Origin of the sequence: Corallococcus interemptor (assembly GCF_003668875.1) — a bacterium.
In the GTDB taxonomy this organism is placed as follows: domain Bacteria; phylum Myxococcota; class Myxococcia; order Myxococcales; family Myxococcaceae; genus Corallococcus; species Corallococcus interemptor.
This window is the reverse complement of record NZ_RAWM01000060.1, coordinates 1-18,275: the sequence shown is the minus strand read 5'-3', so window position 1 is coordinate 18,275 and position 18,275 is coordinate 1. Positions and strand designations below refer to the sequence as shown.

13 protein-coding genes are annotated in these 18,275 nt (G+C 68.9%); 6 read left to right on the top strand and 7 right to left on the bottom strand.

The window, feature by feature from the left end; genetic code table 11:
* The first annotated feature begins 37 nt into the window (after nt 1–37).
* Complete coding sequence (locus D7X96_RS21375; RefSeq protein WP_121770581.1) at nt 38–1,219, top strand: hypothetical protein; 1,182 nt, start codon at nt 38–40, stop codon at nt 1,217–1,219.
* A 76-nt stretch (nt 1,220–1,295) separates the two neighbouring features.
* Here the strand turns inward: D7X96_RS21375 and D7X96_RS21370 are convergent, their stop codons facing one another.
* Both D7X96_RS21370 and D7X96_RS21365 read right to left on the bottom strand, forming a co-directional pair.
* Nucleotides 1,296–1,559, bottom strand: a complete 264-nt coding sequence (locus D7X96_RS21370; RefSeq protein WP_120549010.1) for a hypothetical protein — start codon at nt 1,557–1,559, stop codon at nt 1,296–1,298.
* A gap of 175 nt (nt 1,560–1,734) precedes the next feature.
* The gene (locus tag D7X96_RS21365; RefSeq protein ID WP_244219677.1) at nt 1,735–4,584 is read right to left on the bottom strand and encodes a fused MFS/spermidine synthase; all 2,850 of its coding nucleotides are present in this window, start codon (nt 4,582–4,584) and stop codon (nt 1,735–1,737) included.
* 129 nt (nt 4,585–4,713) lie between these two features.
* Here D7X96_RS21365 and D7X96_RS21360 point away from each other — a divergent pair, with 129 nt between their 5' ends.
* The 3 genes from D7X96_RS21360 to mrpC all read left to right on the top strand — a co-directional run bounded on the left by D7X96_RS21360 (nt 4,714) and on the right by mrpC (nt 8,132).
* Nucleotides 4,714–5,646, top strand: coding sequence for a sensor histidine kinase (locus tag D7X96_RS21360; protein ID WP_233609487.1), 933 nt, complete (start codon nt 4,714–4,716; stop codon nt 5,644–5,646).
* A 7-nt stretch (nt 5,647–5,653) separates the two neighbouring features.
* Complete coding sequence (locus tag D7X96_RS21355; protein ID WP_120549012.1) at nt 5,654–7,120, top strand: sigma-54-dependent transcriptional regulator; 1,467 nt, start codon at nt 5,654–5,656, stop codon at nt 7,118–7,120.
* 265 nt (nt 7,121–7,385) lie between these two features.
* The gene (gene mrpC / locus D7X96_RS21350) at nt 7,386–8,132 is read left to right on the top strand and encodes a Crp/Fnr family transcriptional regulator MrpC (RefSeq protein WP_014395195.1); all 747 of its coding nucleotides are present in this window, start codon (nt 7,386–7,388) and stop codon (nt 8,130–8,132) included.
* A gap of 79 nt (nt 8,133–8,211) precedes the next feature.
* Here mrpC and D7X96_RS21345 read toward each other — a convergent pair whose 3' ends face one another.
* Nucleotides 8,212–9,111: a hypothetical protein gene (locus D7X96_RS21345; protein ID WP_120549013.1), complete on the bottom strand. Its 900-nt coding sequence runs from the start codon at nt 9,109–9,111 to the stop codon at nt 8,212–8,214.
* A gap of 131 nt (nt 9,112–9,242) precedes the next feature.
* On the opposite strand from D7X96_RS21345, the gene D7X96_RS21340 reads away from it, so the two are divergent.
* Nucleotides 9,243–11,111, top strand: a complete 1,869-nt coding sequence (locus D7X96_RS21340; RefSeq protein ID WP_121770580.1) for a MutS-related protein — start codon at nt 9,243–9,245, stop codon at nt 11,109–11,111.
* Nucleotides 11,112–11,164: 53 nt separating this feature from the next.
* On the opposite strand, the gene D7X96_RS21335 is transcribed toward D7X96_RS21340, so the two are convergent.
* Together D7X96_RS21335 and D7X96_RS21330 are read right to left on the bottom strand one after the other, a co-directional pair.
* On the bottom strand, nt 11,165–12,337 hold the full coding sequence (locus D7X96_RS21335; RefSeq protein WP_014395192.1) for a thiolase family protein: 1,173 nt from the start codon (nt 12,335–12,337) through the stop codon (nt 11,165–11,167).
* A gap of 81 nt (nt 12,338–12,418) precedes the next feature.
* Complete coding sequence (locus tag D7X96_RS21330; RefSeq protein ID WP_121770579.1) at nt 12,419–14,809, bottom strand: 3-hydroxyacyl-CoA dehydrogenase/enoyl-CoA hydratase family protein; 2,391 nt, start codon at nt 14,807–14,809, stop codon at nt 12,419–12,421.
* Nucleotides 14,810–14,937: 128 nt separating this feature from the next.
* Here D7X96_RS21330 and D7X96_RS21325 point away from each other — a divergent pair, with 128 nt between their 5' ends.
* Nucleotides 14,938–16,692 carry a M1 family metallopeptidase gene (locus D7X96_RS21325; protein ID WP_121770578.1) on the top strand — a complete coding sequence of 585 codons (1,755 nt, stop codon included), beginning with the start codon at nt 14,938–14,940 and terminating at the stop codon, nt 16,690–16,692.
* A gap of 11 nt (nt 16,693–16,703) precedes the next feature.
* Here D7X96_RS21325 and D7X96_RS21320 read toward each other — a convergent pair whose 3' ends face one another.
* Together D7X96_RS21320 and rpmE are read right to left on the bottom strand one after the other, a co-directional pair.
* Nucleotides 16,704–17,582: a DNA-methyltransferase gene (locus tag D7X96_RS21320; protein ID WP_120549017.1), complete on the bottom strand. Its 879-nt coding sequence runs from the start codon at nt 17,580–17,582 to the stop codon at nt 16,704–16,706.
* A gap of 234 nt (nt 17,583–17,816) precedes the next feature.
* Complete coding sequence (gene rpmE / locus D7X96_RS21315; RefSeq protein WP_120549018.1) at nt 17,817–18,065, bottom strand: 50S ribosomal protein L31; 249 nt, start codon at nt 18,063–18,065, stop codon at nt 17,817–17,819.
* Nucleotides 18,066–18,275: the final 210 nt, after the last annotated feature.

The window sequence follows — 18,275 nt, the reverse complement described above, 5'->3', positions numbered from 1 at the left end:
TTCTGGGGGCCTGGGGACCCGGTATACTCCCAATCCCATGACACCGCTGAGCCCCGGAGTCGCCACCGCCACGGAGCAGGACACGCCGGCCGCTCCCGGCTCCCTGCGCTTTCGCCAGCTGTGGCTGTTCTCTCCCCGGGCCGACCTCGCCATCCTGGGCCTCCCCCTGGCCCTGACGCTGGTCGCCGCCGTCGCCAGCACCTTCCTCGCCCCGGCGGCCGCGGACAACGCCCACCGGCTCCTGGGCTGGACCGCCCAGAACCTCCTGGGCAATGCCACGCACGTCATCCTCACGTTCCTGCTCTTCGGAGTGCACCGCGACGTGCTCACTGCCGCGCCCCACCAGCCGCGCACCATCTTCGCCGGTGCGCTGGCCATGCTCGGCGTGGGCGCGGCGCTGTTCTTCACCTTCTACGCCGACCGCTCCATCCACACCTTCGCCGTCGCCGTCATCTTCAACGTCTTCGGCATGCACCACACCCTGTCGCAACACCGGGGCCTGTGGTCCCTGCACGGCCTGCGCGGTGGACAGGCCGGACTCGCGCCGCCCTCCGCCCTGGAGCGCAAGCTCCAGCAGCTCTACGTCCCGCTGCTCCTCAGCGTCCTCCTGGTCCGAATCTTCTTCGTCGCCGAGTCCGCCGCTCCGGGCGCGGGCGCCTACCTCGACGTGGGCCAGGGCGCCGTCCTCCCGTGGCAGACGCTGCCGCTGCTCATCGCCATCTGGCTGGGCTACTTCCTCCTGCTGTTCCGCAGCGTGCTCCGCTCCGGCACCGCCAGCGGCCCCAAGGTGCTCTACCTCCTGGGCATGGCCACCGCGACCGGACTGGCGCTCGTGGCCCCATCCTGGGGCTACGTCATGCTCCCGGGCATGCACGGCCTCGAGTACTACGTCCTCAGCGCCCGCATGCTGAAGCCTCGCGAGGGTGACTCACCCCGCCTGAGCCGGAAGCTCATCTGGCCGGCCATGGTCGTCTCCATGCTTCCGCTGTTCGCGTTGGGCGTGGTGCATGGCTTCCTGCTGGATGGCCCCATGCGCGGCTCGCTGGGCATTGGCGGCGGCGCTCAAACACATCCCCTGCTGCGCGCGTTCACCTCGCTGGGCTTCGCGTGCGTGCTCGCCCACTACTTCGCGGACGCCTTCATCTTCCGCTTCCGCATCCCGTCCATCCGGCAGGTGATGCTGCGCCGCCTGGGCTTCTCCGCCCCGCAGGCCCGGTAGTCCCCACCCCGCAAAAGCAAAATGGCAGGCCCTTCCAGATGGAGGGACCTGCCATTCGCGCACCGCCGAGCGTGGCTCAGTAGGTGTTGTTCTGACCGAAGTTCTTCATCGTCTTCTTCTTCAGCGCGTCGGTCGCCGTCTGGCCGTCGTTCGCGACGTTGTCGTTACCGGCCAGCGCCGCGGCGGAGGCGCCGAACAGCTTGCGGATGTTGTCGCCGAACAGCGTGATCACGCCGATGGCGGCGATCGCGATGAGGGCCACGATGATGATGTACTCGGTCATGCCCTGACCACGGTTCTTGCGGAACTGCTTCTTCGGGGCCTTCGCGATCGCGTTCATGGGGAACTCCGGGGGTCGTTGCAGCGGTGGAGAGACACACCCTGCGGGAAGTCAGGGTCGATACGGACAGTACAACGGGCGGGCAAGCACCTCCATCCGTCATCGGGAGGATGGGGGCCCGGATCAAGCAATTCCGCGGACCTGGCACCTCTCAACGGCCTGATCCGCTCCGTTTTCACGGCGCGCCGGGCGCCACCGTGGGGGGATTCGCCGGGCGCGTGCAGGCCGCCGGCGGCAGCGCTTCACAGTAGGCCTTGTATGCCTTCTGCAGCTTCGTGTCCTGGGGATGGCGCGCTACCACGTCCCGGGCCACCGCCAGCGCCTCCTCGCCGTTCACCGGCGTCCACACCGTGCGCGCCGCCCAGGTCCGGGCCGTCACCAGCTTGAGGTACTCCGTCACCAGCTCCGGGGAACGGCCGCCCTTGGCCACCTCTGGCTCCAGGAGGGACGCCGCCAGCGTCAGGTCTCCCTGCGCCAGCACCGCCCGGCCCAGCGCGAGCGCCGCCGCCGGGTCCTCCGGCGCCAGCGAATGCCACAGCGCCGCGACGCCCCGCACCACCGGGTTCTTCTCCGAGTGGTAGCGCTCCACGTTGCGGTACAGCTTCGCGACCTGCTCGGCGGTGGGCGGGTTCTCACGCACGTACTGGTGCAACAGCAGCCCCGGCCCCAGCTCCGGTGAGCGGCGCTCGTCCTTCACCCGCACGTCCAGGTTCGCCAGGAAGAAGGCCACCGGTGACGCGTACTCCAGCAGGTTGTGGTCGTCCGTGTTGATGGGGCCCTCGCCCGCGAAGGCCTTCTGGCCCTCCTCCGTATGCACCTGCTTGGACAACAGGCCGAACAGGTCGTGGATCTCCACGCGCGCCAGGTCCTCCTTCACCTCCGGCCGGGCCATGCGCGCCGCCACCGCCGCCGCGTCGAAGGACAGCGGCTTGCGGCTGGCCACCATCACCAGGTCCTCCGGCCCCAGCCACGTCGTGGCGTGCGGGAAGGTGTCGTGCAGCGTGCGCATCACCAGCTTCACCAGCTCCGTGTTGCTCTCGTACGTGTGGATCCACTGCACCAGCACCCCGTCGTCCGTCAGGTGCTTGTCCACCAGCTGGAAGAAGTCGCGCGTGAAGAGGCCGGACACGCCCGTCACCCAGGGGTTGGACGGCACGCTGACGATGAGGTCGTACTTGATCGGCGCCAGCGCCATGAACGTCTTCGCGTCGTCGATGTGCACGTGCGTGCGCGGATCATCCACCGCGTTGCGGTTGTCCGCCTTGAACAGGCGCGCCGCTTCGATGACCGCCGGGGAGATCTCCACCATGTCCAGGCGCTCCACCGGATGCGCCAGCACGCTGCCCGCGGTGATGGCCGCGCCCGAGCCGACGAGCAGCACGTTCTTCGGCTCGCGCGGGTGCATCAGCACGCCCAGGTGGCCCGCCATCACCTGCGTCTCGATGTCGCCACCGTTCGTGGCGTCCGTCTTGCCGTTGATCTTCATGAAGCGGAGGCTCTCGCTCGACAGGTCCCCCACCATCACCGTGGCGAAGGTGTCGTCCGCGTAGAAGCGCGGCACGATGGCCCGCTCCGTGTCCTCCACCAGCTTCGCGTAGCTCTCCGGCGGCTTCTCATACGCGCGCATCGCCGCGATGCCCGACAGCCGCTGCGGCCAGCCCTGCATGCTGCCCAGCACCACCACCGCCAGCAGCGCCGCCCCGCCCACCGGCGCGAACGTCCTCCACGCCGGCACCGCGCTCGCGCCCTCCCCTTCCTTCGGCGCGGCCAGCGCATGGAACGCGAGCCCCGCGGCCACCAGGTTCGCCACCGCGCCCGCGATGAAGTTGCCCTGCATGCCCCAGAACGGCATCAGCACCAGCCCGCCCAGCACGGAGCCGGACAGCGTGCCCGCCGTGTTCCACAGGTACACGCCGCCCAATTCGCGCCCGACCTCGGACACCTTGGCCGTGGCCACGCGCGCCGCCGCCGGGAACGCCACACCCATGATGAACGTGGGGATCAGCAGCACCGCGCAGCAGAACGCGAAGGTGACGCCCTGGAAGATGGGCCACGTCTCCACCGCGCGCGTGAGCATCCACTCCGACCAGCGGAACAGGTGCGGCAGCCGCACGTACAAAGGCAGCGCCACGCAGAGGCTCAACACCAGCCCCACCTGCGTCCACCCATACAGCTTCAGCGAATCCCCACCCTCCTTGCGCGTCATCAGCCAGAAGCTGCCCAGGCCGATGCCCAGGATGAACGCCGTCAGGATGAGCGTGAAGGCATACGTGGAAGCGCCCAGCACGATGGCCAGCAGGCGGATCCACGTCACCTGATACAGCATGGACGTGAAGCCGGAGAGCATCACGCCGATGAGCGCCGCCCGCACCGCGCGCCGGGGATAGGCCACGTCCTCCGCCGACGGAGCCGCCCCCACCACCACCGCCGGTGGGTGCTGACGGGCCAGCGCCAACGCCGCCAGTGCGAGGAACACGTTCAGGCCGGCGGCGATCTGAGCGGACGCGGACAGGCCCACCAGCGGCACCAGCCGCGTGCCCGCGACATACACACCCACCGCCGCGCCCAGGCTGTTGATGGCATACAGCCGCGCCAGCTCCTTGCGCACGCTGGCCAGGCTGGCCGCGAAGTGCCGCACCAGCGCCGGCAGGGTGCCGCCCATGAGCAGCGTGGGCACCACCAGTGACAGCGAGGACACGAGCAGGCGCGGCGCCACCCGCAGGCCCTCCGGCACGTGCGGCGCCAGGGCCAGCCACAGGTGCTCCAGCGCTCCCAGGACGTAGGGAAACGCCAGCGCGTACAGACCGACGCCCAATTCGAGCACGCCGTAGAGCGCCAGCGGGCTCTTCACCCGGTCCGCTGTCCGCCCGAAGACAAACGCACCCAGCGCCAGTCCCCCCATGAACGTGGCCAGCACGACGGCGTGCGCCTGACCGCTGTTGCCCAGCACGTTCCCCAGGTATTTGGACCACACCAGTTCGTAGACGAGCGCCGTGGCCCCGGACAGGAACAGAAGGGCGGCCACAAGGTTCTTCGGAGGACGTGGAGTGCGGGTCATAGGGACGCGCTCGACGTTACCCGGTATGTTTCAGGTCCACCAATGAACGCCCAACTCCTGCAAGTCGCTCAGCTCGCCTGGTCCCCCCACCTCCGGGTGACACGTGCCGAGGGGGACTGCGCCCAGGTGCTGCGCCGCGACGCCAAGGCGCTCGTGGGCATGTCCCTGCACACCGCGCTCGGGGTTCCCCAGGAGCGCGCCCGCGAACTGGATGCGCGAGCGCGCGAGGACCGCCGCGCCGTGGAGTTCGTCACCGTCTCCTCCGGCGGCGTCAACGCGAATCCGCCCCCCACCCACCTGCGCCTCGTGCTGGGCATGGACGGCGAAGAGGCCTCCGCGGGCGTGCTCGACCTGGGCGCCGTGCTGGAGGGCGCCCCGCCGGTGCAGATCTCCAAGCTGTCCTCGTCGCTCAGCCATGAGATCCGCAACCCGCTGTCCTCCGTGAAGATGGCGGTGCAGACGCTGGCCCGGAACACCGGCCTGTCGGACCGGGACAAGCGGCGGCTCACCATCGCCAACCGCGAGATCCGGACCATGGAGCGCATGCTGTGGCTGCTCTCCGAGTACGGCCGCGAGAGCGCCGCGAACCTGGATGCCCACGCCCTGCGCTCGGTCGTCCAGGAGGCGACCGCCATGGTGGCCCCGGAGCTGGCCGAGCGCCGCATCGAGGTGGACGTGAATGAAGAGGCGGACCTGCCCCGCGTGAGGGTGGATCCCAACCGGTTGAGGCCCGTGCTCGCACAAGTCCTGCTCAACGTGGCCATGGGCCTGCCCGAAGAGGGCCGCGTCCAGGTGACGCTGCGCAAGGACGACCCCAGCCACGTCAGCCTCATCCTGGATGATCCGGCCGCGGCCCTGCCTCCCGAGGAGCGGGGCACGCTGTTCGACCCCTTCGGCTCGCGGCTGGCGCGAGGCGCGGGGCTGTCCCTGGCTGCCTTGCGGCGGGTGATGACGGGCGTGGGGGGCGACGTGGCGGCCCAGGGGAGCGCGGAACCGGGGATGGTGTTCACGCTGACCTTCGCCGCCTGAGGACCCCATGGAGACCCTCCTCATCGTCGACGATGACGTGTCGCTGCTCGAAACCCTCACGATGCACTTCGAGGAGATCGAGCAGGACGACGGGCAGCCGCGCTACCAGGTCGTCACCGCGACCAGCGCCGCCGCGGGCCTGAAGGCCGCCCAGGAGAACATGCCCAGCGTGGTCATCCTGGACATGATGCTCCCGGACCGTACGGGCCTGGAGATCATCGAGGAGATGAAGACGCTGTGCGGCGACGCACGCATCATCCTCGTGACCGCGTACCACGACATGGAGACGACCATCCGGGCCATGAAGGCCGGTGCGTTCGACTACATCCACAAGCCCTTCCCGGACCCGGCCGCCCTGGACCTGGTGGTGGAGCGCGCGCTGGAGTACCGCCAGCTGTCGCGCCGCGCGGACGAGGTCCACCGCGAGAACGCCGTCGTCCGCCTGGGCGACATCGTGGGCACCAGCCCGTCCATGCAGCAGCTGGTGAAGGAGATTGGCAAGGTCGCGGGCAGCACCGCGACGGTGCTGATCAACGGCGAGAGCGGCACCGGCAAGGAGCTCATCGCCCGCGTCATCCACAACTACTCCTACGACGAGCCCCGGCCCTTCATCGGCATCAACTGCTCCGCCATCGTGGACACGCTGCTGGAGAGCGAACTGTTCGGCCACGAGAAGGGCGCCTTCACCGGCGCCGTGGCCGGCAAGCCCGGCAAGTTCGAGCTGGCCGAGGACGGCACCGTGTTCCTGGATGAGATTGGCGACATGTCGCTGATGCTCCAGGCGAAGCTGCTGCGCGTGCTCCAGGAGCGCGAGTTCGAGCGCGTGGGCGGCGTCAAGCGCGTGAAGCTGCGCGCCCGCGTCATCGCCGCCACCCACCGCAACCTCGCGGACGAGGTGGACCAGGGCCGCTTCCGCGAGGACCTCTACCAGCGCCTCAAGGTCATCACGCTCGTCATCCCACCCCTGCGCGAGCGGCGCGAGGACATCCCCCCGCTGGTGAAGCACCTGCTGGAGCGCATCAACGAGAAGGTGCACAAGCGCGTCACCCGCGTGCCCCACGAGGTGATGGAGCGCCTCACGCGCCTGCCCTGGCGCGGCAACGTGCGCGAGTTGGAGAACGTCCTCACCCGCGCCGTGGTGCTGGCCCCCGGTGACGTCCTCCGGGGTGACGACCTGCCCGCCCTGGAGGCCACCCCTTCAGGGCCTTTGGATGCCGCCCAGCGCGCCGCTGGCGCCGCCAGCAGCATGTTCGCCGCCCCCGCCGTGGACGACGTCAGCCTCATCCCCACGCTGGAAGAGGCCGAGCGGCAGCTCATTGCCCGCGCCATGGCCGTCACCAAGGGCCACAAGGGCCGCACGTGTCAGATCCTGGGCATCAGCCGTCCGACCCTTGAACGAAAGCTTCAAAAGTTCGGTCTTGCACAGGGTCATGGTCCACAGGTGCACCCTTATCCGGTGAAGGATGCTTCCTGACAGTGTCCCAGCCCGGACAAACCGGTGCGCCTCTTTAACGTTTCGTTCAAACTGATCAGACTGTTTGAACGTTCTGTTTCAGGTTTCGGACACAGTTGGGGGGGGCGGACCGGGCTGTAGCGCTAAGTACCCGGCATTCCTCGAACTGTTCCCCTGGGAATACTTCGAGTGTCTCTGGCACGCCTCTTGGAAAGGGCAAGGTCCGTCCGCAGCAGCAGCAGCGACCAACCTTCCCCATCCCTTTCCGTCTTTCCAGGAGACTCCCATGCACGGCTTCAACCGCCCCCTCGGCCCCATCGGTTCCAACGTCGTGGCGCCCCTGCAGGCGACGTCGTCCGGCATGATGGTGACGGCGAACAAGCTGGTCCCCGGCCAGGAAGCGATCGACTTCAAGGGCTACTTCAAGGTCGAGTCCTTCCCGCACAACTCCACCATCTACCGCCCCGGCGACACGTCGGACCGCGTGTACCTGCTGAAGTCCGGCCGCGTGCGCCTGATGCGCATTGGCAAGAACAGCACCCGCTCGGTGGTGTCCATCCTCCGCCCGGGCGACCTGTTCGGCGAGCTGTTCCGCCCGGAAGGCACGCCCATCGAGGAGATGGCCGTGGCGGCGGGCGAGGCCGAGGTGTGGAGCATCGAGGGCCGTGACTTCCGCGCCCAGCTGGAGGCCCGTCCGGCCCTGGCGGTGGACGTGGTGCGCGCCTACGCGGACCGCGTGCGCTCGCTGCGCAAGCGCGTCCTGGGCCTGACCTTCAAGGAGGTCCCGGCCCGGCTGGCGGACACCCTGCTCACGCTGGTGGAGGCGCACGGTGAGCGCTGCCCCCACGGCGGTGAGACGGACCTGCGCGGGATTACGCAGCAGGACCTGGCGGACCTGGTGGGCGCCTCGCGCTCCTTCGTGTCCACCCTCATCAACGAGATGAAGCGCGAGGGCGTGCTCGGCAACGTCGGCCGCATCCTCTGCGTGCGCGACCAGAAGGCCCTGCGCAAGCTGGCCTCCAAGGAGAAGTAATCCCTCGCGTCCCTGCTCCACGCAGGGACCGTGACGTCCAACGGGCTCGACCGCATCCGCGGCCGGGCCCGTGGTGTTTTCAGAAGACGAAGCCGGCGCCGAACTCGGGTGCGAAGCCGAGGGGCATCCCCAGCGGCGCCACCTCGGAGTCCAGGTTGAGGTAGCGCACCCCGCCGCGCAGCATGAACCCGCCGAGGTGCAGCGCCAGCCCCGCGCGCGCGTCCAGCTGCTGGTAGGGGCCGGGTGTCACCTGCAGGCGCCCCTCCACGTCCAGGGGGCCCAGCAGGCACGCCTCCACGGACACGCCCGCGCTGGGGGCCACGTAGAGGCGCCCGGGCGCATCCAGGGTGGAGACGCCGGCCTCCATGCGCAGGCGCAGCTCCTCCCGGACGATGGGGGAGTACGTCAGGTGCAGCTCCCCCAGGGTGCGCGCCTCGCGGTACGCCGAGGTGTCCCACCTCCCCGTCAGGCGCGCCAGCCGCAGGTCCACGCCAAAGCGCCGGGTGTCGAAGCCGAGGTCGAAGTCCACGCCCATGCCGCCCTGGATGGGTGACACCAGCATGCCCAGGCGCAGGGAGAACGGCACCGCGTGCCGGAGCGAGTTGCGCTCGGGCTGCGCGTCCGGAGCGTCGATGTCGTGGCCCTGGTGGGTGCCCATGCTACCGATGGCCTCCCCCATCCCCCGGAACATCAGCTCGAAGAGCGCGCCCAGGATGACCCCAACGGCGTCGTCGGACGCGCTCGAGTTGAACTCGAAGGTGTCGTCCGTGGAGGACACGGTCGTCGTCCTGGATGAGCGGTTCTTGTTTTCGTCGTCCTGCTTCGAAGTGTCGTCCTCGGCGCCAATGGCGGACGCCTTGTGGACGGGCTTCGACGTTTCGTGGGAGTCCGAGCGCTTGCCGAAGCGCGCCTCGGCGGGAGGCGCGGCGAAGAGGCTCGCGACGAGCCCTCCGCCCAGCACGACCTTGGGTAACGGCATGGGGTGAAGCCCCCTCGGTGAGACACGGCCGGCCCGACCGTCCCTCACGAGGGGTATTCAAATCCCGGAGGCCCGCCGGGAGTCAACTCCGCGGGCCCCGGACATCCCGCTCGTTGCGTGCTTGCCCTGGGATGGAGGGGCGCACAGCATGCGCGGCCATCGTGCCCGTCCCGACCGAGTCCCAGAGCCCGCATCGCACGTACACCGACCGCCGCGCCGCCGCCCAGGCGGACCTGACGCAGCTGGACCGCGTCAGCGCCCGGTACGCCAACCTGCGCACCGTGGCCTTCGTGGCGGCGCTGGTGGTGGCCGCACTGACGCTGATGGGGCGGCTGCCCAAGCCCTGGTGGTGGGCGGCGGCCGGGGCGCTCGCCGTCTATGGCCTGCTGGCGGTGCTCCACCACCAGGTGTTCTTGAAGGAGCAGCGCGCGCGCCTCTTCGTGCTGCTCAACGAGCGCGGCCTGGCGCGGCTTGAGGGCGGCTGGCATTCCTTCACGGACAAAGGGGAGCGGTTCCTCTCCCCCAACCACCTCTACGCCACGGACCTGGATGTCTTTGGCCAGGGCAGCCTCTTCCAGCTCATCAACGAGACGGCGACGCGCGCGGGCGAGGAGCGGCTGGCGGCGTGGCTGTCCTCCCCCGCCACCGCGGAGACCGTGGTCACCCGGCAGGGCGCCGCGCGGGAGCTCTCCCCGCGCGTGGACTTCCGCCAGGACCTCTGCGTGGACGCCCGCGTGGTGGCGAAGGACAAGGCGGACCCCGCCCTCTTCATCGAGTGGGCGGAGGCCGGCCCCTCCCTGGATGCCATCCGCTGGTCACGCCCCCTGGCCGTCCTGCTGCCCCTGGTGACGCTCACCCTCTTCATCCTGGGCACCGTGGGCGTGATTCCGGACAGCCTCGTCTGGCTGGGGCTGCTCGCGCAGCTGGGCGTCGCCGTGGCCACGCGCCGCACGCTGCGGCAGATGGACGAAGGCGTGGAGCGCGGCGAGCGCGGCTTCGCGCGCTACGCATCCCTCTTCGAGCGCGTGGAGAAGCAGACCTTCGAGCACCCGCGCCTCAAGCAGCTCCAGGCCGGACTGACGGCGCAGGGCGGCCCTCCAGTGTCCGCGCGGTTCCAGCGCTTCAGCCGGCTGTACTCGCTCATCGAGTTCAAGCGGCACCAGTTCCACCCCCTGGTGCACTGGCTCACGCTCTGGGACATCCACGCCCTCTTCGCGCTGGAGAACTGGCGCGCCGCGCACGGCCGCGACGTGCGCCAGTGGTTCGAGGGCCTGGCGGAGCTGGAGGCCCTGTGCTGCCTGGGAGGCCTGGCCCATGACCGCCCTGCCTTCACCTGGCCGCAGCTGGAGGCGCAGGGCCCGAGCGTGATGGCCACCGCGCTGGGGCATCCGCTGCTGGACGCGCCCGTGCCCAACGACGTGTCCCTGCCCGGCCCGCGCCACGCGCTGCTGATTACGGGCTCCAACATGAGCGGCAAGACGACGCTGATGCGCGCGCTGGGCGCGAACGTGGTGCTGGCGCTGGCGGGCGCGCCGGTGTGCGCGGCGTCGTTCCGGCTGTCCCCGGTGCAGGTGCTCACCAGCATGCGCGTGAAGGACTCGCTGGAGCGCGGCGTGTCCTACTTCCACGCGGAGGTGCTGCGGCTGAAGATGGTGCTGGACGCGGCGGCGGCCGCGAAGGGCCAGGCCCTCTTCCTCCTGGACGAAATCCTGCTGGGCACCAACACCCGCGAGCGCCAGATTGCCTCACGGGAAGTGCTGCGGCTCCTGCTCGCCTCCGGCGCCTGTGGCGCGGTGACGACGCATGATTTGTCGCTGGCGGTGCTCGCGGACGAGCCGGGCTCGCACGTGGTGAACGTCCACTTCCGCGACCACCTGGAGGACGGGAAGATGGTGTTCGACTACAAGCTCCGGCAGGGGGTGGTGGACACCACCAACGCGCTGCGGGTGCTGCGCCTGGCGGGCGTCCCGGTGAACGACCCGGACGCCCCGGCCTCCTGACAATCCCCTTCGCGCCCCCTTCAGCCAACAGGGGGCGCGATAAGGGAAGCGGACTACTTCGCCAGCTCCACCAGCGCCGCGGCACCCATGCCGCCGCCGATGCACATGCTCACCACGCCGTAGCGGCCGTCCCGGCGCTTCAGCTCGCGCAGGATGGTGGCCACCATGCGCGCACCGGACACGCCCAGCGGGTGGCCCAGGGCGATGGCGCCGCCGTTCGGGTTCACCTTGTCCTGGGGGATGCCCAGCTCGCGGATGCAGTGCAGGGCCTGCGCCGCGAAGGCCTCGTTGAGCTCGAAGACGCTGATGTCCTCAATCTTCAGCTTGTTGCGCTCCAGCAGCTTGCGGATGGCGGGCACCGGGCCCACGCCCATGATTTCGGGCGGCACGCCGGCGACCACGTAGTCCACGAAGTAGCCCAGCGGCTTGACGTTGAGCTCCTTCGCCTTCTCCTCGCTCATCACCACCGCGGCCGCCGCGCCGTCCGTCAGCGGCGACGCGTTGCCCGCCGTCACCACGCCCTTGGCGTTGAAGGCCGGACGCAGCTTGGCCAGGCCCTCCACCGTCGTCTCCGGGCGCAGGATGGTGTCCACCGTGACGGTCACCTGCTTCTGGTTGCCGTCCTCGTCGAACATCGTGGTGGTGACGGGGAAGATCTCCTCCTTGAACTTCCCCTGCTCGCGGGCGGTGGCCGCGCGGCGCTGGGACTCGGCGGCGAACTTGTCCGCGTCCTCACGGGTGACGCTGTAGCGCGAGGCGATGTTCTCCGCCGTCGCGCCCATGGAGGTGTAGACCTCCGGCAGCTTCTGCATGATCTCCGGGTTGGCGGAGACCTTGTTGCCGCCCATGGGCACCATGGTCATGGACTCGGTGCCACCGGCCACGGCCACCTGGAGCATGCCGGACTTGATGCCCTGCGCCGCCTGCGCCACGGACTGCACGCCGGAAGAACAGAAGCGGTTGATGGTCAGGCCCGGAACGGTGTCCGGCAGGCCGGCGAGCAGGCTCGCGTTGCGGGCCACGTTCATGCCCTGCTCCGCCTCCGGCATGGCACAGCCCATGATGACGTCCTCCACGTCCGCCGGCTTCAAGCCGGGGACCTGGGCGACGGCCTCCTTGATGGCAAGGGCCGCGAGCGTATCCGGCCGCGTGTCCTTGAACTCTCCCTTGTGGGCGCGGGTGAAGGGGGTGCGCACCGCGCTGGCAATCACGACTCGACCGGACATTTTAGATGTCTCCCTGCCCGGACAGCGTCCGGGCGTGCTTCGGAATTCGCGTCTGGAAAACCATTGGGTAAACGCCTCGCGCTAGTTGCGCAGCGGCTTGCCCTTCTCGAGCATGAACATCATGCGGTCCTGGGTCTTCTCCTCGCCGATGAGGCTCAGGAACGCTTCCATCTCCAGCTCCAGCAGCTTCTCCTCGGTCACCAGCACGGACGGGCTGGTGTCACCACCGGAGAGCACGCGCGCCAGCTTCTGGGCGATCTTCCGGTCGTGGGCGCTGATCTGATTGTTGAGCTGCATGTCGTACAGCATCATGTCGATGGTGGCCGCGCCGTTGGGGCCCGGCAGCCGGAAGCGCGTGGGACGCGGCGGGCGGAAGCCGCCGTTCGCCAGGCCCAGCACGCGCGACTTCGCGTCCGACAGGAGGAAGTCGCGGTTGCCCGTGATGCCGTCCTGCTGGGACAGGAAGCCCATCTCGCGGGCCTCCTCGGCGCTCGTCGCCACCTTCGCCATGCCGATGGCGAGGAACACCTTCTTGAGGAAGGGCAGCGCGTCGAAGTCCTTGTCCGCCGCGTACGTGCCGAACACGTTGCGCAGCAGCATCATGGTGCCGCCGCCGCCCGGGATGAGGCCCACGCCCACTTCCACGAGGCCCATGTACAGCTCCGCGCTGGCCTGCACCGCGTTGCCACCCATGGTGACCTCCGCGCCGCCGCCCAGCGTGAGGTTGAAGGGCGCCGTCACGACGGGCACGGGGCTGTAGCGCATGCGCTGGTTGGCCGCCTGGAACGCGGACGCCATCTTGCGGATGGAGTCGAAGTCCTCGCTCTTGGCCGCCATCAGCATGGCCATGATGTTCGCGCCGGCGGAGAAGTTGGACCCGTCGTTGCCGATGACGAGACCCTTGAAGTTCTTCTCCGTCTCATCCAGCGCGGTGTTCATCATCGCGATGATCTCATCGTCGATGGAGTTCATCTTGGAGTGGAACTCCAGGAGCGTGACGCCGTCTCCCATGTCCCACAGCGACGCGCTGTCGTTGCCGGTGATCTTCTTGTTGCCGCGCTTCAGGTACTCCACGCGGGACGTGCGGGCGTTCTCCACCACGGGCTTCACGGACTTGGACGGGATGTCCCAGTAGGTGTCGCGGCCGTCCTGCACTCCGTAGAAGGACGTGCGGCCCTTGGCCAGCATCTCCTCCACCCAGGCGGCGGGCTTGAGGCCCAGCGCCTTCATGCGCTCCACGCCCTTCTGGACACCGTAGGCGTCCCAGACCTCGAAGGGCCCCAGGTCCCAGCCGAAGCCCCAGCGCACGCCGCGGTCCACGTTGACCAGGTCGTCGGCGATCTCCGGGATGCGGCGGCTGGAGTACGCCAGCACGTCCAGGGTGACGCGCTCGGCGAACTTGCCGGCCTTGTCGTCCGCGTTCATCACGGACGCCACGCGCTCCTTGACGTTCTCAATCTCCTTCGCGGCGCCCAGCGAGTCGAAGCGCACCTTGGCCTGCGGCCGGTACTCCAGCGTCTTCAGGTCCAGCGCGAGGATGTCCTTGCCGCCGGAGGAGCGGTCCTTCTTGTAGAAGCCGCCTCCGCTCTTGTCGCCCAGCATCTTCTTCTCCACCATCTTCTGGAGGAAGTCCGGGGCGGCGAAGACGTCGCGCTCTTCGTCGTGCGTCAGCGTGTCGTAACAGTTCTTCGCCACGTGGGTGAACGTGTCCAGGCCCACGATGTCCGCGGTGCGGAACACGGCGGACTTGGGACGGCCCATGGCCGGGCCAAAGATCTTGTCCACCTCTTCGATGGTCATCTCCGTCTTCTGCATCTCGGAGATGGTCCGCATCATCCCGTACACGCCGATGCGGTTCGCGATGAAGTTGGTGGTGTCCTTGCCGTAGACGATGCCCTTGCCCAGGACCTCTTCACCGAACTTGTGGATGGTCTTCACGACCTCCGGGTTCGTCTCCTGGCCCGCCACCAGCTCCAGGAGCTTCATGTAACGAACGGGGTTGAAGAAGTGGGTGACGAGGAAGTTCTTCTTGAACTCCGCACCGCGGCCTTCGGTCATGCCCACGATGGAGAGGCCGGAGGTATTGGAGGAGATGATGGCGTCCTTGCGGGCGTGCTTCTCCACCTTGGCGAACAGGGCCTGCTTGACGGCCAGGTCCTCCTTCACCACCTCGATGATCCAATCGCACTCCCCCAGGCGCGCAAGGTCGTCCTCCAGGTTGCCCACTTCGATGGCCGCGAGCACCTGCTCGGACACGATGGGGCTGGGCTTCGCCTTGCGCAGGTTGGCGATGGCGCCCTGCGCGAACTTGTTGCGGAACGCCTTGGAAGCGGTGTCCTCGCCCGGAGCAGCCTGGGGAGGAACGATGTCCAGCAGCAGGGCGCGCACGCCGGAGTTGGCCAGATGCGCGGCGATGCCGCTGCCCATCACGCCAGCGCCAAGCACCGCCACTTTTCGGATCCGGGTCGTCATCGGAAATCAGCTCCCTTTAAGGAAGTAGGCGACTGCACAAATGTAGGCGATTGACCCGGAAGTCAACCGGCATTGCCGTCGGGTGTCCTCGCCAGGAGGTCGGCTCCCCGACTACAAGTCGTCCCCCCATGGCTCGCCTCGACCCGCACTCGTACAACGACAGCACGCAGCCCGAGACCGAAACGCTGGAGTGGAAGGCCCGCGTCGATTTCCGGACGCGGCGCCTGCACGCGGAGGCCACGCTGACCCTCAAGGAGGCGTCAGCTGGTCCCCTCGACCTGGACACCCGCGACCTGGACATCCGCGGCGTGGTGGATGCCCAGGGTCGCCCCTTGCCCTACATCCTCTCCCCTCCTGAACCCATCCTGGGCAGCCGGCTGCGCATTGAACTGCCCTCGGGGGTGAAGCAGCTCACCGTGCGCTACCGCACGTCGCCGGAGGCGAGCGCGCTGCAGTGGCTGACGCCCTCGCAGACGGCGGGCGGGCAGCAGCCGTTCCTGTTCAGCCAGTGCCAGGCCATCCACGCGCGCAGCGTGGTGCCGCTGCAGGACACGCCGCGCATCCGCATCCGCTACCGCGCGTCCCTGCGCGTGCCCAAGCAGCTGAAGTCCGTGATGGCGGCGTCATTCGTCGCGCGCGAAGAGCACGGCGTGGAGGCGGAGGAGCACTACGAGATGCCGCAGCCGGTGCCTCCGTACCTGCTGGCGTTCGCGGTGGGCAGCCTCACGTCGAAGGAGCTGGGGCCGCGCTCGCGCGTGTGGGCGGAGCCGGAGGCGCTGGAGGACGCGGCGGACGAGTTCGCGGGCGTGGACGACATGCTCAGGGCCGCGGAGTCGCTCTTCGGGCCGTACGACTGGGAGCGCTTCGACCTGCTGCTGATGCCGCCGTCGTTCCCCTACGGCGGCATGGAGAACCCGCGCCTGACGTTCCTCACGCCCACGCTCATCGCGGGGGACAAGAGCCTGGTGAACGTGGTGGCGCACGAGCTGGCGCACTCGTGGACGGGCAACCTGGTGACGAACGCGTCCGCGGAGCACTTCTGGCTCAACGAGGGCTTCACCGTCTTCGCGGAGCGCCGCATCCTGGAGGCGCTGGCGGGGCCGGAGGTCGCGGCGCTGCACGCGGCCCTGGGGCGCCGTTCGCTGGATGAGGCGATGCACCACTTCCGCGCGCACCCGCAGCTCACCGCGCTGCGCACGCACCTGTCCGGCGTGGACCCGGACGAGGCCTTCTCCCAGATTCCCTACGAGAAGGGCTACCTGCTGCTGCGCGCGCTGGAGGACGCGGTGGGCCGCCCCACCTTCGACGGGTTCCTGCGCCGCTACCTGGAGAAGTACCGCTTCCAGGCGCTCACCACGGAGGAGTTCGTCCGCTTCACGGAGGCCGAGCTGCCCGGGGCGCTGGCGAAGGTGGACGCGGACGCGTACCTCAACCGGCCCGGCGTGCCGCAGAGCGCGCCCCGCCCCACCTCCGCGCGGCTGGAGGCGCTGGAGAAGCTGCGCGGGAAGGTGCCTTCGCAGGCGGACACGAAGGACTGGACGCCCACCGAGTGGCAGCTCTTCCTGGAATCCATGCCGGCGGACACGTCCCAGGAGGTCTTCCGCGAGCTGGACGCGAAGTACGGGCTGACGGGCAGCCGCAACTCGGAGGTGCTGGTGGCGTGGCTGGTGGCGGCGCTGCGCGCGGGCTTCGATGCGCCGCTCGGCCGGGCCGAGGAGTTCCTCGGCGAGGTGGGGCGCATGAAGTACCTCAAGCCGCTCTACAGCGTGCTCGCCTCGTCGCGCGACCACCGCAAGGTGGCGCGCGCGGCGTTCGAGAAGAACGGGGCGAGGTACCACCCCATCGCGCGGCAGGGCGTGGAGCTCATCCTCGCCCGCGCGTGAGGGGGCTTTGACTACTTGAGGGCCGCGTCCAGGCGCTTCTTGGACAGGGTCAGGTACTCCGGGTTCATGTCGATGCCCACGTAGCGGTGGCCGTGCTTCAGGGCGGCCACGCCGGTGGTGCCGCTGCCGTTGAAGGGATCCAGGATGAGCGAGTTCTCCGGGCAGCTCGCCTCCAGGATGCGCTCCAGCAGCGCGACCGGCTTCTGGGTGGGGTGGCTGCCAAAGGCCTTCTCCTCGCCGCGCGGGGCCGTCTGCGTCCACATGCGGCCGGAGCCGTCGGCGGTGAGCTCCTCTTCGCCGTTGCGCGGCAGGTTCCACACGTCGCGCATCTGCTTGCCGCCGTTCTCCGCCTTCATGCGCTGGTAGTTGAAGACGTGCTTCAGCTTGCCGCCGGACGACGGCGAGGCCCAGATGAGCAGCTCCGTGGAGTGCGTGAAGTAGCGGCACGCCAGGTTGGGGCTCGCGTTGGGCTTGTACCAGGTGACGGTGTTGAGCAGCTTGTAGCCCAGCTTCTGCATGGCGAAGCCGGCGTTGAAGATGACGTGCTGGGTGCCGCTCACCCACAGCGTGCCGGTGGGGCGCAGCAGGCGCTGGCAGGCCGCGAGCCACTTCGTGGTGAAGGCGTGGTCCTCCTCCACCCCGCGGGAGACGTCCCACTGGCCCTTGGCCACGGAAACGCGCTTGCCGTTCTTGCAGGTGGTGCCGCCGTTGGACAGGAAGTACGGCGGATCCGCGAAGATGAGGTCGAAGGACTGCTCGGGCAGCTGGGCCATCAGCTCCAGGCTGTCGCCCTGCAGCAGCGTGTAGGCCTCCCCGCGCTTCGCGAAGACGCTGTCGTTCTGGGAGCGTCGGACAACCTTCAGGGCAGGGGCAGCAGCTTCCGCGAACATCACGCCTCCGTCTTTGGGACAGACGTCTTTCTGGGACGCGGCGGACTGTGCGGTCAGTTGGCTGCTACGTCGAATTTCTGGCCTGTAATTGGCTGTAGCACCGAAAACGCGCGCGAAAATTTGACGCGCGTCCGAGGCCAGAAACACCGCGAGCAGGGCGGGAGCGCCTCTGTCTTTCGAGGCCCTCCACGACCCTGCTCGTGGGGTGCTGCGGATGCTGTGGAGCCGGAAGGACTAGGCCTTCTCCGGCTCGGCGGCCTTGGCGCCCTTCTTGGCGGCCGGCGCGTTGTTCGCGTACTTCTTCTTGAAGCGGTCGATGCGGCCCGCCGTGTCCAGCAGCTTGTACTTGCCGGTGAAGAACGGGTGGCAGTTCGAGCAGACTTCAACGCTGAACGAGCCGCGGGTGGACTTGGTCTCGACGACGTTGCCGCACGCGCAGGTGATGCGGGAGGGCGGGTAGACCGGGTGCATGTCGGGCTTCATGGCTTCTCTCCAGTGCGCCTTGCCCCCGCCCAGGATGGGAGGGAGGTCCAGCGTTGTAGTGGGCCGGGGCTTATAGCCATCCCCCCAGCCTTTCTCAAGGATGCGCGTCCGGGCCGGGGGTTTCTCCCCGGGGACGCCTCCCCCCAGGCCGGTGGGTGGCCTGGCGGTGGGCCAGCCAGGGGAGCGGGGGCTAGGCGGTCGGGCTGGGGG